Raw genomic sequence first — 20239 nt, 5'->3', positions numbered from 1 at the left:
CCTATTTTATACAATCCATTGCTGTTTTCAGCGTCCCCACTACAAAAGCAATTTCCTCACTTGAAATAATAAGCGGTGGTGCCAACGTTAACACATTGTTATAGCCTGCTGTTGTCATCCCATTTCGTCCAATGATTAATCCTTTTTCTTTACAACCATTCACTACGCTTGCAATTTTCTCATCCTCAATCGGTTCTTTCGTCTTTTTATCACGAACTAACTCAATCCCAACAAGCAACCCTTTTCCTCGAAGATCTCCGACGAAAGGATGATCTTCAAGTTCTTCTTTTAACTGTTCTAACAAGAGAGCTCCCATTTGTGCAGAACGCTCAATTAAATTTTCATTTTCCATAATTTCTAAGTTTTTGAGTGCAAGTGCACAAGCTGCGGGGTTTCCACCAAATGTATTAATATGACGGAAAAACTCATACTCCCCTGTCCCTTTAAATGCTTCATATATTTCTTTTTTTACCGCTGTCGCCGACAATGGTAAATATGCACTTGTTATCCCTTTTGCCATTGTCACAATATCAGGTTTCACATCATAATTCATAAAACCAAATGCTTTTCCAGTCCGGCCAAAACCACAAATGACTTCATCACTAATAAGTAAAGCCCCATGTTTTTGACAAATTTCATGCACAGCCTTCATATAAGATTGCGGCGGCATTAAAATGCCACCACCTGTAATAATCGGCTCCATAATAAATCCAGCGATCGTTTCACCTAATTCCCATGTCATAACACGATCCATTTCTTTTACACACTCTACATCATAAATATCTTGCGATTTTATTTCTGGCATTCGATAACAATCTGGTGGTGTTACATGTAAAAAGCCTGAAGCAAATGGCTCATATTGATATTTACGCTGCGCCTGTCCTGTCGCTGCCATCGTTGCCATCGTATTTCCATGGTAACCGCGATAACGCGACATAAATTTATAGCGGTATGCTTCCCCTTTTTGGGCATAATATTGCCTTGCTATTTTAAATGCTGTTTCGTTTGCTTCCGAACCACTATTAGAGAAGAAAATAACATATTCTCCTCCTAACCATTCATTTAATTTTTCAGCAAGCTTTATCGCAGGTTCATGCGATTGTGACATTGGAAAATAGGATAATCTTTGCAATTGCTCATAAGCCGCCTCAGCAAGCTCTTTTCGCCCATATCCGCTATTTACACACCAAAGACCACTCATTCCATCTAAATACCTTTTCCCGTCTATATCTTCTACCCAGCACCCCTCTGCTTTCGCTCCAACCATTATTCCTTTCGGGCTAAATGGTCGCATGCCATGCCAAACATATTTTTCATCCTTTACAAGCAGTGCATCTGTTTGCTTCATTTTCACCATACATTCCACCTTCCATAACAACTTATTCTTTCTCAAGCTGTACTGGTGCCATGATGAGTTAAAACTTCCTGCTTATCTTCATTCCACATGAACGATACAAATCCTACCCATTCCAGCGTTTAAAATGAAAAAAGAGCTCTCCCAAATCGGAAAGCTCTTTCGTTTAATGACCAGAAATATCACTCACGCCATATCCTGTATTAGATTTAACAAGAATTTCATCAAACTTCGCTTTATCCTCTTTCCTACTGGAAAAGATTGTTCCTAAGTAAGCCGCTAAAAACCCAAGTGGGATAGAAATAATTCCTGGTGTTGTATAAGGGAATAACGCCTCGCCAACAAAAATTGCTTTTCCAGCTTCTGGGCTCCACACATTTGGACTAAATGCCACTAAAACAATGGCTGAAATTAATCCAACAAGCATTCCACAAATAGCACCCGTTGTATTAAAACGCCTCCAATAAATCGTATATAAAATAACGGGTAAATTCGCACTTGCAGCAACCGCAAAGGCTAAGGAAACTAAGAACGCAACATTGAGCGTTTGAGCAAATAGCGCCAAAATAATCGACAATATAGCTACACCAAGTGATGCATAGCGCGCCATCGATACTTGTTCTTTCTCGGTCGCTTTCCCCTTGCGAACAATTTCATTATAAAAATCGTGAGCAAAAGCTGAAGCAGCTGTTAAAACAAGTCCCGCTACAACGGCTAAAATCGTTGCAAATGCAATGGCAGAAACAAAGGCAAATAAGAAATCTCCGCCCAGCGCTTTTGCTAATAGCGGCGCTGCCATATTCCCTGCTGGGTTCGCCTTCACAATCGCTGCATTTCCAACAAATGCAGCTGCACCAAAGCCAAGAAAAATCGTCATAATATAAAATGCACCGATTAACCATGTTGCACATACTACAGACTGACGTGCTGTTTTTGCATCACGAACCGTAAAAAAGCGCACAAGAATATGAGGTAAGCCTGCTGTTCCAAGAACAAGTCCTAAATTTAGAGAAAGTGTATCGAGTCCATCTTTATATTTCACTCCTGGATGCAAGAACGCTTCTTTCAGCGGTGTTGCTGTTTTCATCTGGGCAAACATTTCCGTTATACTAAAATGAAATTTGGCAAATACAATGACTGAAATAATAAATGTACCTGCCATAAGTAATACTGCTTTTACAATTTGTACCCAGCTCGTTGCTGTCATGCCCCCAAAAATAACATATACTGTCATTAACGTCCCAACGATTAAAACTGACGTTGTATATTCAATCCCTAACAATAATTTAATAAGTGCACCCGCTCCTACCAATTGAGCAATCATATAAAAAATGGAGATCGTCATTGTATTTAACGCCGCAATGCCTCGCACTTTTTTCGCATCAAAACGTGCTGCAATCATATCCGCTAGCGTATACTTCCCTAAATTCCGCAGGGGCTCAGCTACTAAATATAACACGACTAAATAAGCAACTAGAAAACCAATGCTGTAAAAAAAGCCATCAAATCCCGTTAAGGCAATCGCTCCGGCAATTCCAAGAAATGAGGCAGCTGACATATAATCACCAGCAATAGCCAGTCCATTTTGCCAACCTGTTAACCCTCCGCCAGCTGTATAAAACTCGCTCGCATTTTTCGTTTTTTTCGAGGCAAAATACGTGATCACTAGCGTACCAAGCACAATTATTAAAAACAGTATAAATGCCGTCGTATTCACTTTTATTCCCTCCCTTTTTTTATATTGTGATGAATTCTCTGAGCAATTTCATCAAATGATTCAGCTCTTTTGCTATAAATCATACAGAGCGCCCACGTCATAACAAATTGAGCAAAAGCGAAAATCCACGCCCATGTCACATCACCAAACACTTTTGTATGTAACACGGTTGAATAAGATGTTAAAATCGGTAAGGCAATGAAAAAACTAAGGAAAAAGATGCTCATCGGAATAATAAATCTCTTCTTCTTTTCTAACAATGCTTGAAATTCAGTTGACTGTACAATTTCTGTATAATTTATCTCTCTTTGCAACTGACGCGCCGAACTATCCTCTCGTTTCATTTCTCATTCTCCTCTCCATTTTTAAAAACTAAATTTTATAAATATTCAGAAACTTATACTTATTTTAGACAATCCCCTCTTTGCTGCAAAGGTTTTTCAGTAGACATTTTCTGTCATATTGCTACAATTTTCTACTATATTTTTTCGCAATAAAATCCAAACATACTTACATGGATTATGTTGTAAAAAGAATTTCTTAACAATTCTTTTCATTTCCCCCTCTCTCAGAAAAAACAGCCGTAACTACTGTTACGACTGCTCTCTTATCTATCGTATTCACATGATATTACAAATTTGCTTGCTGATTCATTGTAGACAAAAAGTTCTTTGGGCCAAATATATTTTGCTTCGGAATAATATGTTCAACCGCAAAAACCGTTACTTCCCCTCTCTGCACTTCACCAATAATCAGTCCAAACTCATCATGATTTACTGCAAACGTTGGTTGCTTTGTTTGTAATAGTCTTTCTGCAGTTTGAAGTACAGCTTCATATAACGAATTTCTGTCGGTCGCTTCTTTTCGAATTTTTGGACCTAATGTAATAATGATTTCTTTTCCATGAATAATGGTTCGATACATAACAATCTCCCCTTCAATCTTGTATGAACAACATAAGTTCAGCTTCCTCTCACATATCCCTTAAAATAAAACGTAAGGATTATACATTGCAAGGAAAAAATCCGCTATGAAAAAAACACCGAAGCCTTCTTACAATATATTCTATATTCTGCTGCAAAATTCCTTGTTTTACACTAAAAAACGATTGAAAACTACTCTCATACTATAACAGAAGGACTTGCACGCATCTCTCCTATCGAAACACATGAAGAAAAACAACAGAATTTATTTTCCATTAAAATGGGATTCCAAAATAATAAAGAAAAGTTGGAATCAATGCAGTTCCTACGTATTTTGTTTCATTCAAAATATAAGAAATTTGGGCAAAAAATTATTTAAAAATACAAAAATTTAAAACCGCTTACTTGACTAAATTCTACCATTTCGTGTATATTTAAATTAATCATTTAGCAGAATATTCGAGAATATAGCATTTCTAGTTTTGGGAATGTGCCAATATTTGAAATGAATATGACTAAATGAAAAAGTAATTGTTTTTTAGGAGGAATTGTAACATGCAAGGAAAAGTAAAATGGTTTAACAACGAAAAAGGTTTTGGTTTCATCGAAATCGAAGGTGCTGACGATGTATTCGTACACTTCACAGCAATCCAAGGCGAAGGCTACAAATCTTTAGAAGAAGGTCAAGAAGTTTCTTTCGACATCGTTGAAGGTAACCGCGGACCTCAAGCAGCTAACGTAGTAAAACTTTAATCTAACGTATAATAGGAGGTTACCAAACAGGTAGCCTCCTTTATTATTCCTTTGTATATTTCCCTTTTGCAGAGCAAAAACTATGTGAAATGTGAAAGTACAAAGGAGGTAATCAGTATGGGCTCACATGTAAATGATTTTGAAGAAGTAAAATTCCGCGTAGAAAGTGCACAAAAACTAGTAGGTTCTGCAACGATTACAATGGACCCAGAATCCCTGGAGCATGCGACAAATGCAGTTGAGTCGGCACGCTCTCAACTTGAAATTATGAAATCCGTTGCAACGGATTTAGATGAACCTTTTTTACGAAATGAAGAAAAAAAATTAGACCAATGCGAGCATCAATTACAAGAAGCGAAGCATTAACCTTCCCTCTCACTAAATTCTATACATGAGAGGAAAAAGTGAGATGATAAAAACATCCAGAGAAAGGAACCTCTGGATGTTTTTTATGATAATTGATCTCCATATTTCTTTAACTGTTGTCCAACTGTGCATTGCCGAATACAAAACGAATGGGCGTAGTACTTACTATGCGTTTGCCGATTATGTTCTTGTAAAAAACAGTCTTGACAATATGTCTCTAATAAATCATTTACCTCAACAATCAGTCGCTTTTTATTCACCACTACACCCCTCTATCCAGTTATTTCTATATGACTATCGATTGCTGTCCCTTCTAGCGCCTGCGTCGCCAATTGATGAGCCTCCTTATTTTGTTTTCGCGCTACTGGCTCAAAGATTAGCTTCAATTTCATTTGCTTCGCCTTTTGTTCAATCTGATCTAAATAATGATTCAAATGCTCATCGTAGCATGGCCATTTTCCAGCAAGTTGTTGCAGTACAACTTGCGAGTCACCGCGTAGTCTAACTACTTCATATCTCACTTGTAACTCTTCCAATACATGTATGCCATATTGTAACGCTGCATATTCAGCTTCATTATTATCGTATATTCCTTCTATGTAAGCATTGCGGCGAATTCGGTAATTACTACTTCCCTTTTTATAGTAGACGCATATCCCAATCCCCGCTGTTTTTGTTTCAATATCGTAGCCACCATCAAAATAAAGATGAATATCTTGTGGTTCCTCTTCTACTTGTTTACTGAGCTTTTTCATTTCTTTTAGCGTCCACTCTACATTCATTTCATCATAAAATACAAGGGTCTTTACACGCCCAGTTTTCTCAAAGTCAGCTGCAAATTGAAGTGCTTCCTCGATACTTATATACTCTGTTGTTAACTCAGTTTGAAGACCATGTTTTGTTTTATAGTGCCAATGAATTTTATATTTCATATTATTTTCCCCTTATAGAAGACTTCTTATTTATTATTATATTTTATCAAAAATCCGTGTATTATATGCGAATGAATCCGGTATCCATTTGTTATATGAGCATTTCATTTTTTAGGGAAACGTTTCTCTTGCTATTTTAAAGTAGTAAGGCGCCCACCTCAAGATGTAGAATCGGTGCGGGATAAAGATTAACGTTTCACTTTATGTAAAAAAAGGCCGCCCAATCTATTTCAATTGGCGCGGCCTCTTTCTTTATGATTTACATCATTTTTTCAAATTGTACTCGTTTATTGATCCAATACATAACTGGCATTCCAACTGCCATGACAACAAATTCACCAGCTGCACATGTAAGCCATGTCAATAAAAATGGTAGATCAAATGCAAGATGAAGTTCAATCGCTATCATAAACATTGTAATCGTAAAGATAACTGTATTAAAAATCATCCGTGCCCAAACTCCTTTAATAAAGCGCATCGAAATAATAGTAGCAAGAAGCGCAAAAACTGACTGTCCTACTCCAAATACTAAATCGTATGCAATCATCGGTGAGAAAAATAAGTTTGTTAAAAATACACCTAAAACAATTCCGTAAATGGATTTTTTATTAAATACAACGAGATGATTGAACATCTCCGACACCCGGAACTGTACATTTGTAAAGCCAAATGGCTGAATCAGTATGGAAACAGCAATATATAAAGCTGCAAGAATACCATTTCCAACTAACGTTTTAATATTCATCATAAAAACTCCTTAGTTTTTTTACGTGGGATGGTTTCGAACCACGTGATTCGTTTTTACACAACAATTTTATATTGTACGCAATAGCTAACCATCCGTCAATAGATTACTACCTTTTTTCTTATAGACAACGTATAATAAAAACGATGAACTATTTAGGAGGTTTCACTTCATGATCGCAACAATTCAAAATGAAAAAGTAATCGTTTCCATCTCTGAAAAAGGTGCAGAACTGCAAAGCATTCGCTTAAAAGAAGACAACACCGAATACTTATGGCAAGGAGACGCTCACTATTGGGGACGCCGTTCTCCCATTTTATTCCCAATCGTCGGCAGATTAGTCGATCATACATATTATGTAGATGGTACTGCCTACTCATTAACACAACACGGTTTTGCCCGCGACCTTACCTTTTCTATAAAAGAACAGAGTGAAACAAATATTACTTATATCGTCACGAGCAATGCAGAAACGTTACAAAAATATCCCTATGAATTTGAATTATTCGTTTCTTATGAACTCGAGGGGCAAAGTCTACACGTTACCTACAACGTACATAATCCGTCTTCGAAAGAAATGTTCTTTTCCATTGGTGCTCACCCTGGATTCAATTGCCCGATTGTAGAAAGTACATCATTTACAGACTACTATCTCGCATTCCGTGGACCAGAATATTTAGAAACTAGCGTTTTAGAAGGACCATTTCTTTCAAAAGAAAAACAACTTATTGTAGATCATGCATCAGAGTTACCACTCACATATGATTTATTTAAAAATGATGCTCTTATTTTTGAAAATATGAATACGAATGAAATCGCAATTCGATCTCATAAGCATAATAAATTTGTGAAAGTAACATTTACAGGCTTCCCATTCGTCGGTGTATGGACACCCGGAAATGACGCTCCTTTCCTCTGCATTGAACCTTGGTATGGAATTGCTGATGAAGTAAACCGAGCAAAAGATTTCAAAGAGAAAAAGGGAATTCAGTCTTTACAAGCGAATGAAACATTTACATGTCGCTATAGCATTACAATTGGATAGTACATATATAACGTTCTCCCCCGCTTTTCTCATAAATAAGGCGGGGAGCCTTACAATTCATTAACGGAGGTATCTTATTTTGATTGAAGTATATATTGATGGCGCATCAAAAGGAAATCCTGGTCCTTCTGGTGCAGGCGTTTTTATTAAAGGAATTCAGCAACCGGTTCAATTATCTATCCCTCTTGGGGTCATGTCAAACCATGAAGCTGAGTACCATGCCTTACTTATCGCATTAAAATATTGTATAGAACATAATTATAGCATTGTATCCTTTCGCACCGATTCTCAGCTTGTAGAACGTGCAATTGAAAAAGAATATGCAAAAAATAAAACATATGCTCCGCTTTTACAAGAGGCATTAACATATATTGAAAAGTTTGAGCTTTTCTTTATTAAGTGGGTTCCAAGCAGTCAAAATAAAGTTGCAGATGAGCTAGCAAGAAAAGCAATTTTACAAAACGAACGGAGGTCTTAATGTGAAGAAAGAGTGGGTTGCTCCTTTTGCTTTATTATTCGTCTCCTTTATTTGGGGAGCTACATTTGTCGTTGTTCAAAATGCAATGTCATTTGTTAGTCCTTTTACATTTAACGGTATTCGTTTTTTATGCGGTGGCATCATTTTATTATTCATTCAAATTTTATTTTCAAAAAAGATTCCAAAGAAACAAATGTACTATAGTAGCTTCGCTGGACTCATTGTAGGCTTCTTTCTATTTGTTGGCTATCTTTTGCAAACATTCGGACTGCTTTATACGACCTCTTCCAAAGCAGGATTTCTAACGGGGCTCAGCATTATTATGGTTCCAATTCTTTCATTCATTTTTTTAAAGCAAAAGGCAACACCTTTTGTTTTACTTGGCATTCTCACTGCCACAATCGGGCTTTATTTATTAACTGCTGCTGACTCCTTTCAGCTTAATATCGGAGACATACTCGTTCTCGGCTGTGCGATTGCCTTTGCAGCCCATATTTTAATCAACGGTGTCTTTTCCAAAAAAATATCACCTTTATTATTAAGTACATCTCAAATCTTATCTGTCGGGGTCTTTTCGACTGTTTGCGCCTTTTTATTTGAGGATTATGAGAAAATATTTTCTACTTCTTTATGGTCGAACAGCGATTTCTTATTTGCGCTACTTGCTACATCTTTATTTGCAACCTCTATTGCCTTTTTTATTCAAACAGCAGCTCAAAAACATACCTCTCCAACAAGAGTTGCGATTATTTTTGCAATGGAACCCGTCTTCGCCGCTTTAACAGGCATCCTTGTTGCCGGTGAACAACTATCTACTTCAGCAATCCTCGGCTGCCTTTGTATTTTTCTCGGCATGATTTTTGTGGAACTTCCTGCAAAAGCAAAAAAAGAAGCGCAGGCTGCGTGAAGTTAAGCTTGTAACTTCCGCATAAAAGCCTTTGCGCTTTTTTTATCGGTAATTTGTTCTTCTTTCAATCTTTCTAGCAGCGCCACAAAATAACTCCCATCAAACTCTAATTGATGTTTAATGGTCGCCTCAATCGCTGCGTTTACAATTGTATCAGAGGCACCTGTATATCCTTGACCAAACCTAATAAATCCTTGTGCTTCTTCAGATAACTTGAACCCTTTTGCATATAAGAATGAAAGATAATCCTGCACTGTCTGCATGCTGTTCCCACCTAATTTAAAAATTGTCCCTTTCCTATCATACATGTTTTTATGCAGGATGAGAATGAATTTTCTTTGTAAATTTCTTTATTCGCACGCGTTTTTATACTGTCATGGAACATTTAGCTTTTCAGCTTGATCTATAGAAATTTTCCTTCTTTTTTCTCCTTCCTCATTTTTGCCAGCTCAATGAAAAAATCCAATGAGTCTGGATTTACGAGCGCTCCCTCATTCACTACTTTTTCTGGTGAAAATCCTAATAAAATCTTCCGAATTGGAACTTCTAATTTCTTTCCGCTTAACGTTTTCGGTATTTGTTCCACTTCATAGATTTCGTCAGGAACAAACCGCGGTGAAACGTTTTCTTTTATTTCTGTTTTTATTCTTGCTTTTAACGCATCATTCATATGTATGCCAGGCTGTAATACGACAAAAAGTGGCATATACGATTTCCGCCCTAAAAGTTCTAAATCTACTACTAATCCCTCTACAATATCATCCAATGACTCCACTATGCTATATATTTCACTTGTTCCAATGCGAACACCAAGCCTATTAATTGTAGAATCTGAGCGTCCAAAAATAATGCAACTTCCTTTTTCATCAAATTGAATCCAATCACCATGTCTCCAAATCCCAGGATACATGTCGAAATAACTTTCAAGATAACGATAATTATTGTGATCTCCCCAAAAATAAAGAGGCATGGAGGGCATAGGAGCAGTTATTACTAATTCCCCTACTTCATTTATAACGGTCTTTCCTTCCTCATTAAAAGCTTGTACGTTGGCTCCTAAAGCACGCGTTTGGATTTTTCCTGCATAAACAGGAAGGATGGGGGAGCCACTTACAAAAGCAGTACATACATCTGTTCCTCCACTCGTTGAAACGAGCCATACATCTTCTTTCACATTTTCATATACCCATACAAAACCTTCAGCAGATAATGGTGAACCAGTAGAACAAATCGCCTTTAACTTCGAAAAACGATATTTTTCTTTTGGTTTCATTCCAGATTTCATACATGCATGAAGAAAACCTGCACTTGTTCCAAAAAACGTAACCCCTACTTCGTCTGCAAGGTTCCACAACATTTGTATACTTGGATAAGATGGACTACCGTCATATAAAACAATCGTCCCCCCAGTTAAAAGACCACCTACTAAAAGATTCCACATCATCCAGCCTGTCGTCGTAAACCAGAAAAATACATCATCTTGATTCACACCTTGCTCAACTAACAATGTCTTCAGCTGCTCTATTAAAATTCCACCTTGACTTTGAACAATCGGTTTAGGCAAACCTGTTGTTCCTGAAGAGAATAAAATCCAAAGAGGATGATCAAATGGAACTTGTTCAAACATAAGCTCACAATCGCCTTGCAAGAGTTCATCCCAATACATTGCACCATTTAATTCCGTATCGTTCCTTTCCATATAAGGGATAACAATTGTTTGCTTTAAGGTAGGTAGACTAGATTGAATTTTCCCTACATGTGCGAGTCGATTCTGAATGTTACCATTATAAACATATCCATCCACAGTAAATAAAATTGTTGGCTCAATTTGTTGAAAGCGATCTATTACTGTATTCGTTCCAAAGTCAGGGGAACAACTGGACCAAACTGCTCCAATGCTTGCACACGCTAAAAAAGCAATGATTGTCTCTGGAATATTCGGCATATAACTAGCAATGCGATCTCCTCGTTTCACTCCTAACCGTTTTAAAGAATTGGCTACCATCGCTGTTTTTTCCAGTAGCTCTTTCCAGCTTATTTCTGTTTTCTTTTTAGATTCAGACTGAAAAATAATTGCTGGTTTATTCTCTTTTACATGTCGAAAAATATGCTCTGCATAATTTAAAGTAGAACCTGTGAACCATTTTGCTCCAGGCATCTTTCTTGATTCTAAAACTTGACGATATGGTGTGCTAGACTTCACTTCACAATAGTTCCAAATACTCTCCCAAAATAATTCTAATTCTTCAACAGACCATTCCCATAATTCTGTTTGGCTTTTAAAAGATAAACCTTTCTCTTTTAAAAGCCATTTCATAAAAAAGGTGACACCTGCATTTTCTATTTGCTGCTTTGAGGGTTTCCATAATAACATATCTTTCGTAATCGCTTTCATTTCTTCTCCTCCTAAACTAGCAGTTTTTTATGAATATTAACTATATACAGCACACATTCTCAAAAACCTTTCTTAGCTAAAAAAGTTATTAGCAAAACAAAAAAGGTTCTCCTATCCGAAGAACCTTTTTCATCCCATTTATTTTTACACAAATAAAACTTTTCTTTGTGCTCCTTCTAAAATCCCTTCTTGCATTTGTTGTATGAACCGATATACTTTTTCTCTTTGTAAAGTTGCTCGTTCTGCACCACCGTGTTCACATAATAGCAACATCAACTCAAGTTTATTTTCTACTTCCATCAAGGAATCTTGTTTCATATACTCTACAAACGAGTTTGTCCCTGTAACGTATTCAATTTTTGCTTGTGAAAACATATTCATAACGCTCTTTTTCATATGGTATCGAACTGTACCTTCTTCCTTCATTTCTTTCACAATACTTTTAAATATATCATTTGTTATTTTCGTCTTTTCGGCAAAATAATGCATCCATTCTTTACACGTACGTCCTCGCATCTGCTTCACATATCCCATAAGATGTTTTACATACCCACGATTACTAGTTTTTTCTTTTATGATTTCTAATTCTTCTTTATGGTTAAGCTGCAAATACCCCTTGTTAAGTAGCTCCATACATAATATACCAATCGTATATAGCGGTAGACTAAATGTATAACGACTATTTATACGGATTGGTTCCTCCGCCAAAGAGATACTAATAAAATTTTTTGTCATTTCCCCCACTTCCTGCATCCATACTCCCCCTCTATACTAAGATTCCCAAATCCAATTGTGTTAATATAGAATAAAGCGCTTTCTTTTCCCCTACACTTTCATTATAAATGTAATGTGACAATATGAAAAGAATGCACTTTAAGGATAGAAAGTATCCCCTAGGATACGAAATGGAAGGTGAAAAACATGGGGAAAGACTTACGTGATGAAGTATTACAAAAAATAAAGAATAAAGAATTTCATTGCGCAAAAGAATTAACGTTATCTATTATAAGTGGCAAGTGGAAAATTGTTATTTTATATCGGCTAGGACTACATGGGCCAATGCGTTTTAGTGCTATTCAGCAACTTTTCCCAAAAATTACTCATAAAGTGTTAACAAAACAGTTACGCGAATTAGAAGATGATGGTGTCGTTACAAGAAAAGTCTATCCAGAAGTTCCACCTAAAGTTGAATATTCTTTAACAGAACTTGGTGAAAGCTTACAACCTATTTTACAAATGATGTATGATTGGGGAGAAAAAAGAATAAAACAATTAAAGCAAGAATCTTAGTGAAATATTCTAACAAAAAATGTCTGACCAAGCTCTACTTGATCAGACATTTTTTATAGCATATTTATGAACATTTCAGGTCTGCCCCAATTCATTTGATTACAAACACTGCGCATCTTACCTTCATCAATTGTGTGCACACTTTCTTCTAACGAGCACGAAATAGGAACTTCACAATGAATTTCCGCTAATTGTAGTGATATATTTAAGTTCTCTAAATCATTTTCAATTTTTGTTCGCTGCGCTTTCGTCAACGATGAAATATTTTCTAATACCGCAGCTACTGTACCGTATTCTTGAATTAATTTATACGCCGTTTTTTCACCGATTCCTTTTACACCTGGATAATTATCACTTGTATCACCCATAAATGCTTTAGCGTGAACAATTTGCCAAGGTTCTACCCCTTTTTCTTCCATAATTTTTTCTGATGTATAGTACTCATAATTTCCAATCCCTTTGCGAAGTAGCATGACAGTAACATTCGTATCAACAAGCTGTAATAAATCTGTATCGCCAGTTAAGATATATACTTCTGCGTCACTACAATACTTTTTCGCTAACGTTCCGATGCAGTCATCAGCCTCATACCCTTTCATACCAATGACAGGAATGGATAGCTGTGCAGTCATTTCTTGAACTAAATCAAATTGCGGTATCAACTCTTCTGGAGGTGCTGCCCGATTTGCTTTATAATTTGAAAACGACTCTGTTCGGAATGTTGTACTGCCCATATCCCAGCAAGTTACAATATGAGTTGGTTCAATCGTTTGCGCCGCTGTTAATAAATGTTTCATATAACCATGAATCCCATTTGTCGGGGTACCATCTTGTCGCTTCATAAATTGTCCGTATACACTTGTTGCGTAAAAAGCACGAAATAATAATGCCATTCCATCCACTAACAATACTTTATTCATAATTCCTCTCCTACTAACAAAAAATAATAACCTCACGTTAACACGTAAGGTTATATAAAATAGATTACCATTCTACGTTTTTTCAACCCATCTATTATACAATGTTTTTTCATATTTAGCACCATTCGTAACTCAAGATGTTTGCATGCAACATGTATGAAGCAATCCAGGATACGTATTTTTACCTGTTGAAACAACAACTGCCTTCGCTGTACCACTTACCACTTTTGTTCCTTTAAAACATACATTTTCAAGTTGAAGTGGGTTGTAGTCTTTCATTCGTTTTAATGGAATAAAACGTTTGCGTTCAAGATAATAACAGCTTTCAAATTTCTCTACATTCGCTTCTTTTCCAGTTAACATAGATTCATCCACTAATAAATCATTTGCATAAATAATGCGAACATCAGCTGGAACTGTATCACCTGCAGAAAGAAAAACGATATCTCCTGGAACAAGTTCTGCAACAGGAAGATTGATTCTTTTCGATTCTCGCTTCATCTCTCCTTCTACTCTAGACACAGTAACTGTTTCCACATCACACTGCTCACGTTGCTTTGTAAAACTAGGAATCACTCCGCCTAGTTTCATGATTACATCTGTCAAAAGTGTACGTTTTGAAGATAATTCATTTTTCCCATACACATGGATGCGCTTTTGTGCTTCTTTCATAGAAAGGCCGTCTCTTGTTGTTTTAAAATAAACAAATACAGATTTCACATCTCTTGTTGCAATTTCAATTAATAACTCTTTATTTTGTTGTAACAGTATTTGTTCTTTCATTTCTTTTTTACTTTGTTTATGAGAAGTGTTACCCACAAGTTTGTTTACATGTAGCATATGTTCGTCTCCTCCTTTACAACGTAGGAAGAAACGCTTTGTTTCTCAATTTACCCCACTTTAACAGTATAACCTTTAAAGTGTTCCATATTTAGCTTACGATGACCAAAAAGTGTCACCTTATGATCCATATAGGGGGAGGAACAAGTCGTTTCCTGCCTACATCATATATTTTTGTTTCCAAGTATATGGGTAACGGAACCGAGTCAGAGTTCGACATGCTCCTCACCTCCTCTTTCATTTTGATTACAATTCATACTATGAAAATTCTCATAGTAAGTTAACAAAAAGACCTTTACTCAAAAGCAAGTAAAGGTCATAACATACAGAAATAAACGATTTCTACTCTATATAGAAATCTACGAACCTCTCCCTCGCCGAGCTTTAGCACTGTATAGCATAGGTACATTACCAGCTACGTTAAGAAAAACCTTAATTCGATCATTCCTGTTGACCCATTGGCGTCTCTCGACATTTTTGGGCAGTAGCATTTCTCTATACAGGAGCCTCACCTAACAGAGACTTTATTTTATTACATAGAAAATGTTACTCTTATTTAAAATAGATGTCAACACTTTCGGTTTAAAGTTTTTGAATTGCAACAAGTATTTCTTGGAAAATAAAAATTTAATAGGTTAAACACCCTGCAATGACAATCCCGATAGACACGGATAAAAACATAAGGAAAAGGCCAACCGCCTGATTATCTTCTTCAATGCTTTGATTAATATGAAAACGAGGCGTTAGCCATTCTGCTAAGTAGAACACAATGATTTGTGCCAATACACCAATTGCTCCCCATATAAGCATATCAAACAATGAAACGGAATGAGCAGCCGTTGAATAAAGAACGATGGCAAGACCAAGAACTCTCCCTCCAAGTGCATAACTCGCTGCTTTATTTCCTTTTGCCATGAGCGAAAATTCTTTCACTTTTGTCATCACTTCCATAAGAAACAGACCGATACATAAAAGACCTAACGAAACAACTAAATAAAGTAAAAAATTCGTCATTTATACTCCCCCTTTTTGATTCCTACAGGTAAATAATAAGATTCATTCCCTGTAATCTTTTCACCAGCACGTATCCCAATGCTACTTGGCTTCCCAGCAATTAAAAACGAACCAAATACGTAGGACAAATTTTCTTTCCCTTTTGTAGTTTCAAGAGAAACAACTGGAAGTTCTATGTACTTTTGAAATACTGGTAGTTCTTTTTTATATGTTTGATATGAATTTTGCGTCATAATTTTCATGTCTTTATCACGAATTGTAACAGTGTCGCCTTCTCGGCCAAACGAAGGCTTTTGCACAAAGGAATCTTTTCCTAAAAATTCATCAGGCTCTAAGTATGTAGGAATCATATATGTCTGAATCCACTCTTGTTCTTCCTTTGTATAAAAAGCCCCCTCCACTGCTAACCCCCAAATTAAACTTTGAATGGATTTCGGCTGCATAAGAAAGGCTGAAATCGGATTAATAATCGAAAGCTTTCCTTTCTTCACAAGTTGCAATAGCTCAATCCCAACAAAATCTCCAGTAATCGGGTCGTGATCCTCAAGTAAGTCTTCAATTGGATACGTTTGTCGATATAAAACATCAATCGGAATACCGTCAGTATCAACTAAAGCTTCATCCGTAATTCTTAGCTCTGACATTGGTACGATTTTACTTTTCACTTGACATAATTCTTGCAAATATTGCGTTGTATTCCAGTCTTCTATATGTTCATAATGAGCTGTAAATACTATATTTGGATTTTCAATTCCTTTCGCACTCTCCATGACAGCTTTTGTTATTCCTGAAGAAAGAAGACGTTCTTGCTGCTTGTTTGGATCACAACAATCAAAAGCCTTGCAAACTGCTCCATTTATTTGGAAACATTCCATAATAAAAGTCGGCGTATCACTATTAAACTCCAGCATTTTTATTCCATCATCTGTCACAGCGAAATCAAAACGTGAAATAACAGATTCAGGAAACAAAGACCTCATTCTAATATAAGGTAGACTGGAAAGTGGAAATCCAAGTTCAAGAAGCTGAGCGTCAGATAACGTACGAAGAAGTCTAGCAGTCTTAAAAAATATTTTTCCCATTCGCTCTGTCGCAAGTTGTAAATTCCGAACCGTTTCTTCCGTTATTTCAAAAAGATGAAACAAGCTATATTCCCCACCATATAAATCAGACCAAAAATGAGGGAATTTGGAATAAAACTGTTTTCTTTCTTTTCTATATAAGGACATCATTTACCCTCCAAATCCACCTTTTGTACCGCTACCAATCCCTCCTTTAAATTTAGAAGAAGCTTGATACGACTTAAACGCCGATGATTTTTTAAGAGTGTCCTTATTATGATAATATTTCCCGCCATAATAATAAGCTCCACCGCGGCTTGAGTAACTATCATTACATCGCCAAACACCAAGCTCATCATCCCACTTCCACTTCGAACAACTTTTATCCTTTGGTTTTGGTGGAAGATCTTGTGTACAACCTGATACAGTAGTTGCCATTAAAGAAGTAATTACACTTGATACTAACAATTTTGTTTTTGTCACCTTCCCACTCCCCTTTATAAATTATATTTTTATTATAAAAGAATTCGTGATAAAGTAGAACAAAAAGGAAGAGGGATGACAATTGCGGTTAGAATATCGACTGAATAGTGAAGAGGAACAATATCCTGCCTTATGGAACTATACAAATATTCCTGTTTCGGAAGTCATCGCTAGAATGACCTGTGAGTATTTCGTGAAAGACGGGGATACGTATGTTGTAACAGCAACCGCGATGGATCGTGATGGAACAGCGGTCTTATACGTACAAAAAGAAGATTTTCTTAATGATCCCTTAGATCATACATATTCTCATATCGGTTTTGAAATTAGAGAACTGCAAGGCACGGACTCTATTTTACTTGAAAGTAAAGAGATTTGGAATCATGAGGATATTTTATCTACCCTCCATTCCGATATAATCTATATACAAAAAGAGGAACAATTTATAGAATTCTCATTAGACTCAAGAGAAATTGATGAAGACCGAAAATGCTATGTGTATTATGGAACTTTTAATGGTGAACATCGATCATCTTTCAAATGACCATAAAAAATAAAAACCTTACGCTTCAAACGTAAGGTTTTTTATATAGTCCCACATATGCCGTTCTCTCTAGATGTCCATAAACCTGCTCTCACAGGTGGATGTCCTCACAAATGCTCTCAGTTTCCTTCTTAAAAAGACGGCCTGCTGTTTACATTTAAATATTGAACTTCCTTATTATACTCATTGGTTTAAGACATACATAAGCTACGTACACCGTAGGAATTTTATATGATATAAGTTGAAATAAGACCCCCGCACGTGCCGTTCCTCCTAAATGTCCAAAAACCCGCTACTCGCAGGTGGATGCTCTCACAGTTACCATATATCTTCCTCCACACGGAAGGCTTGATTATAATAACTAAATATTGAGCTTCCTTATTACTAACATCGGTTTTAGACATAAATGAGTTACGCACACCGCAGGATGTGTTATTTACTTGTCGTTATCTTACCACATTACAAACAATGTGTAAAATATAATGTATATACAACAACTTCTTGCTGTGACCTTATTTTAATACAAAATATTTTCGTATGCAAGAGTTTACTACTGTTCTTTTTCAATTTCGTTTTCTGGATAAGAAATCCAATCGCTCCAACTTCCGGCATATAATTTTACATTCCGAAAACCAGCTGTTTGTAACGCTAATATATTAGGACAAGCCGTTACACCAGAGCCACAATACACGATGATTTCTTTCTCCTTATCGAGATGGCGGAAGCGCTCCTCTTGTTCTTTTTGTTCTTTGAACTTACCTTCTTCTGTGATTCCTTCTTTCCAAAAATAGTTTTGTGCTGTTGGAATATGTCCAGCCTGAGAATCCACTTGTTCTTCCATACCAGCATACCGTTTTGGCTCTCGCGAATCAATTAATGTCATATCGGCATTTATATGAATGCTTTCTCTCACATTTTCCATCGTTACAAGCATATGTTCCTGTACGTTTGGAGTGAACTCTTTTCGCTTCACTTCAGTACATTCAGATTCTGTTGGTAAATTTCGTTCTTTCCATATAGGAAATCCTCCATTTAACACATATACTTTCTTATGTCCCGCATACGTTAACAGCCACCATAAACGTGAGGCCATCGCACCGCTTTGGCTATCATATGCAACAACTGTCGTATTTTCATCAATGCCAGCTTGCGAAAGTTTTTCGGCAAACTCTTTCATATTAGGAAGCGGATGACGCCCACCGTACTTCGTTACAGGACTCGAAAGATCAAGGTTCAAATCAAAATATAGCGCGTAAGGAATATGTTCTTGTTCATACTGCTGACGGCCCCAATTGGGATTTGCTAAATCAAAACGACAATCAATCACTCGAACATGTTCATCTTCTATATGATTCTGCAACCATTCAACCGTAACAATCATGCTTAACGACCTTCTTTCTCTGTCAAGCGTTTTACATACTCCATAACCATATTCTCTGTTACAATCTTACGCTGTGGTACGATACCTCGTTTAGCCAGTTCATTCATTTGTTTTGTTATCGTATTAATTGCATCCACTGAAAACTGCTTTCCACTTGACGCAAGTGCTACTACAGCATCAATTGCTACTTCACGCTGCGCTTCTAATTGTAAAAAGGTCTTCACAATTTCATTTTGCTTACGAGAATGTGCTGTAATTGCTGTATGTACTTCCATCTTCACTACCCCCTAGATTTGATAAACCACTACTTAAAGCGACATTGTAAGCCGGATCATATCACGACATACAATTCCATTTTCAATAATCTTCTCTTCATAATGCTTTGAAAAGTAATCAAAATCAATCGAAACAATGCGGAAACCACATTTTTGATATAAAGTAAGCTGTGAAACACTAGAATTTCCTGTCCCTATTTCAAGTGTATGCATATGATAGTCTTTCGCTGTTTGAATCGCGTGGTATAACAATTGTTTACCAATTCCTCTCCCTTGCAGTTCATCTACAACAGCAAGGTTCATGATTTCCATTGTATACGGCCTTGTTTCCAGTAATACATATACACCTATTACGTTTTCTTCATCTTTTGCAACATACATGCAACCACGTTTTATATAGGAATCAATTTGCTGCTCACTCGGATCGGCAAGCAATAATAATGACCGAGGAGCATTCTCCTTTTGTATGCGTTCAATTACAATCTCTATAAAAATTCTCTCCTCTCTCTTGTTCTAAACCCTCCTTGTCTACCATAAGTAATACAAAGGAGGGATTCACCATGGACAACAATGAGAAAAAATGCAACGTCATCTCAATTGATGCAAAGAAAAAGAAAAGTGAAACTTATTCCTACCCAAAATTAGTTATCGAAGGGAAAACATATGAATTTTCTTCATTCGTCTTATGCGGTGAAACACCAGATGGTAGACGTTTCGTCTTAACTCATATGATTTCCACAGACGAGTTTGCCGGATTTGTAAAATCACTCGATACTGTTCTGCAGAAGAAAATTGAACGAATCTTTTTTTCATAAA

26 protein-coding genes, 2 other RNA genes and 2 riboswitches are annotated in these 20239 nt (G+C 36.5%); of the genes, 8 read left to right on the top strand and 20 right to left on the bottom strand.

The window, feature by feature from the left end; translation table 11 throughout:
* Window position 1: 1 nt before the first annotated feature.
* From MR058_RS03890 to MR058_RS03875, 4 genes are all read right to left on the bottom strand, one after another.
* A complete protein-coding gene (locus MR058_RS03890; protein WP_242142726.1) occupies window positions 2–1357 on the bottom strand; it encodes an aspartate aminotransferase family protein in 1356 nt (451 codons plus the stop codon).
* A 163-nt stretch (window positions 1358–1520) separates the two neighbouring features.
* The gene (locus MR058_RS03885) at window positions 1521–3071 is read right to left on the bottom strand and encodes a solute symporter family protein (RefSeq protein WP_242142725.1); all 1551 of its coding nucleotides are present in this window, start codon (window positions 3069–3071) and stop codon (window positions 1521–1523) included.
* Between the two features lie 2 nt (window positions 3072–3073).
* Window positions 3074–3415: a DUF485 domain-containing protein gene (locus MR058_RS03880; protein ID WP_242142724.1), complete on the bottom strand. Its 342-nt coding sequence runs from the start codon at window positions 3413–3415 to the stop codon at window positions 3074–3076.
* Between the two features lie 286 nt (window positions 3416–3701).
* Entirely contained in the window at window positions 3702–3995 is a 294-nt protein-coding gene (locus MR058_RS03875) for a cytoplasmic protein (RefSeq protein WP_242142723.1), read from the bottom strand.
* Between the two features lie 554 nt (window positions 3996–4549).
* On the opposite strand from MR058_RS03875, the gene cspD reads away from it, so the two are divergent.
* The gene (gene cspD / locus MR058_RS03870) at window positions 4550–4747 is read left to right on the top strand and encodes a cold-shock protein CspD (protein WP_012093819.1); all 198 of its coding nucleotides are present in this window, start codon (window positions 4550–4552) and stop codon (window positions 4745–4747) included.
* 117 nt (window positions 4748–4864) lie between these two features.
* Window positions 4865–5113, top strand: coding sequence for a DUF2564 family protein (locus MR058_RS03865; protein WP_242142722.1), 249 nt, complete (start codon window positions 4865–4867; stop codon window positions 5111–5113).
* A gap of 83 nt (window positions 5114–5196) precedes the next feature.
* On the opposite strand, the gene MR058_RS03860 is transcribed toward MR058_RS03865, so the two are convergent.
* From MR058_RS03860 to MR058_RS03850, 3 genes are all read right to left on the bottom strand, one after another.
* On the bottom strand, window positions 5197–5373 hold the full coding sequence (locus MR058_RS03860) for a zinc-finger domain-containing protein (RefSeq protein WP_242142721.1): 177 nt from the start codon (window positions 5371–5373) through the stop codon (window positions 5197–5199).
* A 12-nt stretch (window positions 5374–5385) separates the two neighbouring features.
* Complete coding sequence (locus MR058_RS03855; RefSeq protein WP_242142720.1) at window positions 5386–6045, bottom strand: ribonuclease H family protein; 660 nt, start codon at window positions 6043–6045, stop codon at window positions 5386–5388.
* Between the two features lie 259 nt (window positions 6046–6304).
* Window positions 6305–6790, bottom strand: a complete 486-nt coding sequence (locus MR058_RS03850) for a QueT transporter family protein (protein WP_242142719.1) — start codon at window positions 6788–6790, stop codon at window positions 6305–6307.
* A 6-nt stretch (window positions 6791–6796) separates the two neighbouring features.
* Window positions 6797–6841: riboswitch (PreQ1 riboswitch) on the bottom strand.
* 121 nt (window positions 6842–6962) lie between these two features.
* Between MR058_RS03850 and MR058_RS03845 the strand changes: the two genes are divergently transcribed.
* The 3 genes from MR058_RS03845 (at window position 6963) to MR058_RS03835 (ending at window position 9220) form a co-directional block, all read left to right on the top strand.
* Window positions 6963–7835 (top strand): aldose 1-epimerase family protein, encoded by an 873-nt coding sequence (locus MR058_RS03845; RefSeq protein WP_242142718.1) that lies wholly within the window; start codon window positions 6963–6965, stop codon window positions 7833–7835.
* 79 nt (window positions 7836–7914) lie between these two features.
* Window positions 7915–8313 (top strand): reverse transcriptase-like protein, encoded by a 399-nt coding sequence (locus tag MR058_RS03840; RefSeq protein WP_242142717.1) that lies wholly within the window; start codon window positions 7915–7917, stop codon window positions 8311–8313.
* A 1-nt stretch (window position 8314) separates the two neighbouring features.
* Entirely contained in the window at window positions 8315–9220 is a 906-nt protein-coding gene (locus tag MR058_RS03835; RefSeq protein WP_242142716.1) for a DMT family transporter, read from the top strand.
* A gap of 2 nt (window positions 9221–9222) precedes the next feature.
* Here the strand turns inward: MR058_RS03835 and MR058_RS03830 are convergent, their stop codons facing one another.
* The 3 genes from MR058_RS03830 to MR058_RS03820 all read right to left on the bottom strand — a co-directional run bounded on the left by MR058_RS03830 (window position 9223) and on the right by MR058_RS03820 (window position 12368).
* Window positions 9223–9483: a DUF6123 family protein gene (locus MR058_RS03830; RefSeq protein ID WP_012093808.1), complete on the bottom strand. Its 261-nt coding sequence runs from the start codon at window positions 9481–9483 to the stop codon at window positions 9223–9225.
* A gap of 140 nt (window positions 9484–9623) precedes the next feature.
* Complete coding sequence (locus MR058_RS03825) at window positions 9624–11615, bottom strand: acetoacetate--CoA ligase (protein ID WP_242142715.1); 1992 nt, start codon at window positions 11613–11615, stop codon at window positions 9624–9626.
* Between the two features lie 144 nt (window positions 11616–11759).
* Window positions 11760–12368, bottom strand: a complete 609-nt coding sequence (locus tag MR058_RS03820; protein WP_242142714.1) for a hypothetical protein — start codon at window positions 12366–12368, stop codon at window positions 11760–11762.
* 168 nt (window positions 12369–12536) lie between these two features.
* On the opposite strand from MR058_RS03820, the gene MR058_RS03815 reads away from it, so the two are divergent.
* Window positions 12537–12905 (top strand): winged helix-turn-helix transcriptional regulator, encoded by a 369-nt coding sequence (locus MR058_RS03815; RefSeq protein WP_242142713.1) that lies wholly within the window; start codon window positions 12537–12539, stop codon window positions 12903–12905.
* A gap of 53 nt (window positions 12906–12958) precedes the next feature.
* On the opposite strand, the gene MR058_RS03810 is transcribed toward MR058_RS03815, so the two are convergent.
* The 5 genes from MR058_RS03810 to MR058_RS03790 all read right to left on the bottom strand — a co-directional run bounded on the left by MR058_RS03810 (window position 12959) and on the right by MR058_RS03790 (window position 17223).
* A complete protein-coding gene (locus tag MR058_RS03810; protein WP_242142712.1) occupies window positions 12959–13825 on the bottom strand; it encodes a 5'-3' exonuclease in 867 nt (288 codons plus the stop codon).
* Between the two features lie 132 nt (window positions 13826–13957).
* On the bottom strand, window positions 13958–14665 hold the full coding sequence (locus MR058_RS03805; protein ID WP_242142711.1) for a P-type ATPase actuator domain-containing protein: 708 nt from the start codon (window positions 14663–14665) through the stop codon (window positions 13958–13960).
* A 363-nt stretch (window positions 14666–15028) separates the two neighbouring features.
* Window positions 15029–15192: riboswitch (M-box (ykoK) riboswitch) on the bottom strand.
* Between the two features lie 100 nt (window positions 15193–15292).
* The gene (locus MR058_RS03800) at window positions 15293–15679 is read right to left on the bottom strand and encodes a DUF350 domain-containing protein (protein ID WP_242142710.1); all 387 of its coding nucleotides are present in this window, start codon (window positions 15677–15679) and stop codon (window positions 15293–15295) included.
* A complete protein-coding gene (locus tag MR058_RS03795) occupies window positions 15676–16908 on the bottom strand; it encodes a glutathionylspermidine synthase family protein (protein WP_242142709.1) in 1233 nt (410 codons plus the stop codon). Before MR058_RS03795 ends, MR058_RS03800 begins: the two co-directional genes overlap by 4 nt.
* Before the next feature lie 3 nt (window positions 16909–16911).
* Entirely contained in the window at window positions 16912–17223 is a 312-nt protein-coding gene (locus tag MR058_RS03790; protein ID WP_242142708.1) for a hypothetical protein, read from the bottom strand.
* Window positions 17224–17305: 82 nt separating this feature from the next.
* Between MR058_RS03790 and MR058_RS03785 the strand changes: the two genes are divergently transcribed.
* Window positions 17306–17767 (top strand): hypothetical protein, encoded by a 462-nt coding sequence (locus MR058_RS03785; protein WP_242142707.1) that lies wholly within the window; start codon window positions 17306–17308, stop codon window positions 17765–17767.
* 44 nt (window positions 17768–17811) lie between these two features.
* Here the strand turns inward: MR058_RS03785 and ssrS (MR058_RS03780) are convergent.
* The 5 genes from ssrS (MR058_RS03780) to MR058_RS03760 all read right to left on the bottom strand — a co-directional run bounded on the left by ssrS (MR058_RS03780) (window position 17812) and on the right by MR058_RS03760 (window position 19912).
* Window positions 17812–17995: non-coding RNA, 6S RNA (gene ssrS, locus MR058_RS03780), on the bottom strand.
* 21 nt (window positions 17996–18016) lie between these two features.
* A non-coding RNA gene (gene ssrS, locus MR058_RS03775) (6S RNA) lies at window positions 18017–18199 on the bottom strand.
* Window positions 18200–18317: 118 nt separating this feature from the next.
* On the bottom strand, window positions 18318–19148 hold the full coding sequence (locus MR058_RS03770; protein ID WP_242142706.1) for a sulfurtransferase: 831 nt from the start codon (window positions 19146–19148) through the stop codon (window positions 18318–18320).
* Window positions 19149–19150: 2 nt separating this feature from the next.
* On the bottom strand, window positions 19151–19423 hold the full coding sequence (locus tag MR058_RS03765; RefSeq protein WP_242142705.1) for a YpbS family protein: 273 nt from the start codon (window positions 19421–19423) through the stop codon (window positions 19151–19153).
* Between the two features lie 33 nt (window positions 19424–19456).
* On the bottom strand, window positions 19457–19912 hold the full coding sequence (locus tag MR058_RS03760) for a GNAT family N-acetyltransferase (protein ID WP_242142830.1): 456 nt from the start codon (window positions 19910–19912) through the stop codon (window positions 19457–19459).
* 71 nt (window positions 19913–19983) lie between these two features.
* On the opposite strand from MR058_RS03760, the gene MR058_RS03755 reads away from it, so the two are divergent.
* Window positions 19984–20238, top strand: coding sequence for a DUF3931 domain-containing protein (locus MR058_RS03755; RefSeq protein ID WP_242142704.1), 255 nt, complete (start codon window positions 19984–19986; stop codon window positions 20236–20238).
* Window position 20239: the final 1 nt, after the last annotated feature.

Source organism: Bacillus cereus group sp. BfR-BA-01430 (assembly GCF_022663115.1).
Lineage (GTDB): Bacteria > Bacillota > Bacilli > Bacillales > Bacillaceae_G > Bacillus_A > Bacillus_A cereus_BD.
The sequence above is the reverse complement of the archived record's forward strand: the minus strand, read 5'-3'. Positions and strand labels throughout refer to the sequence as shown.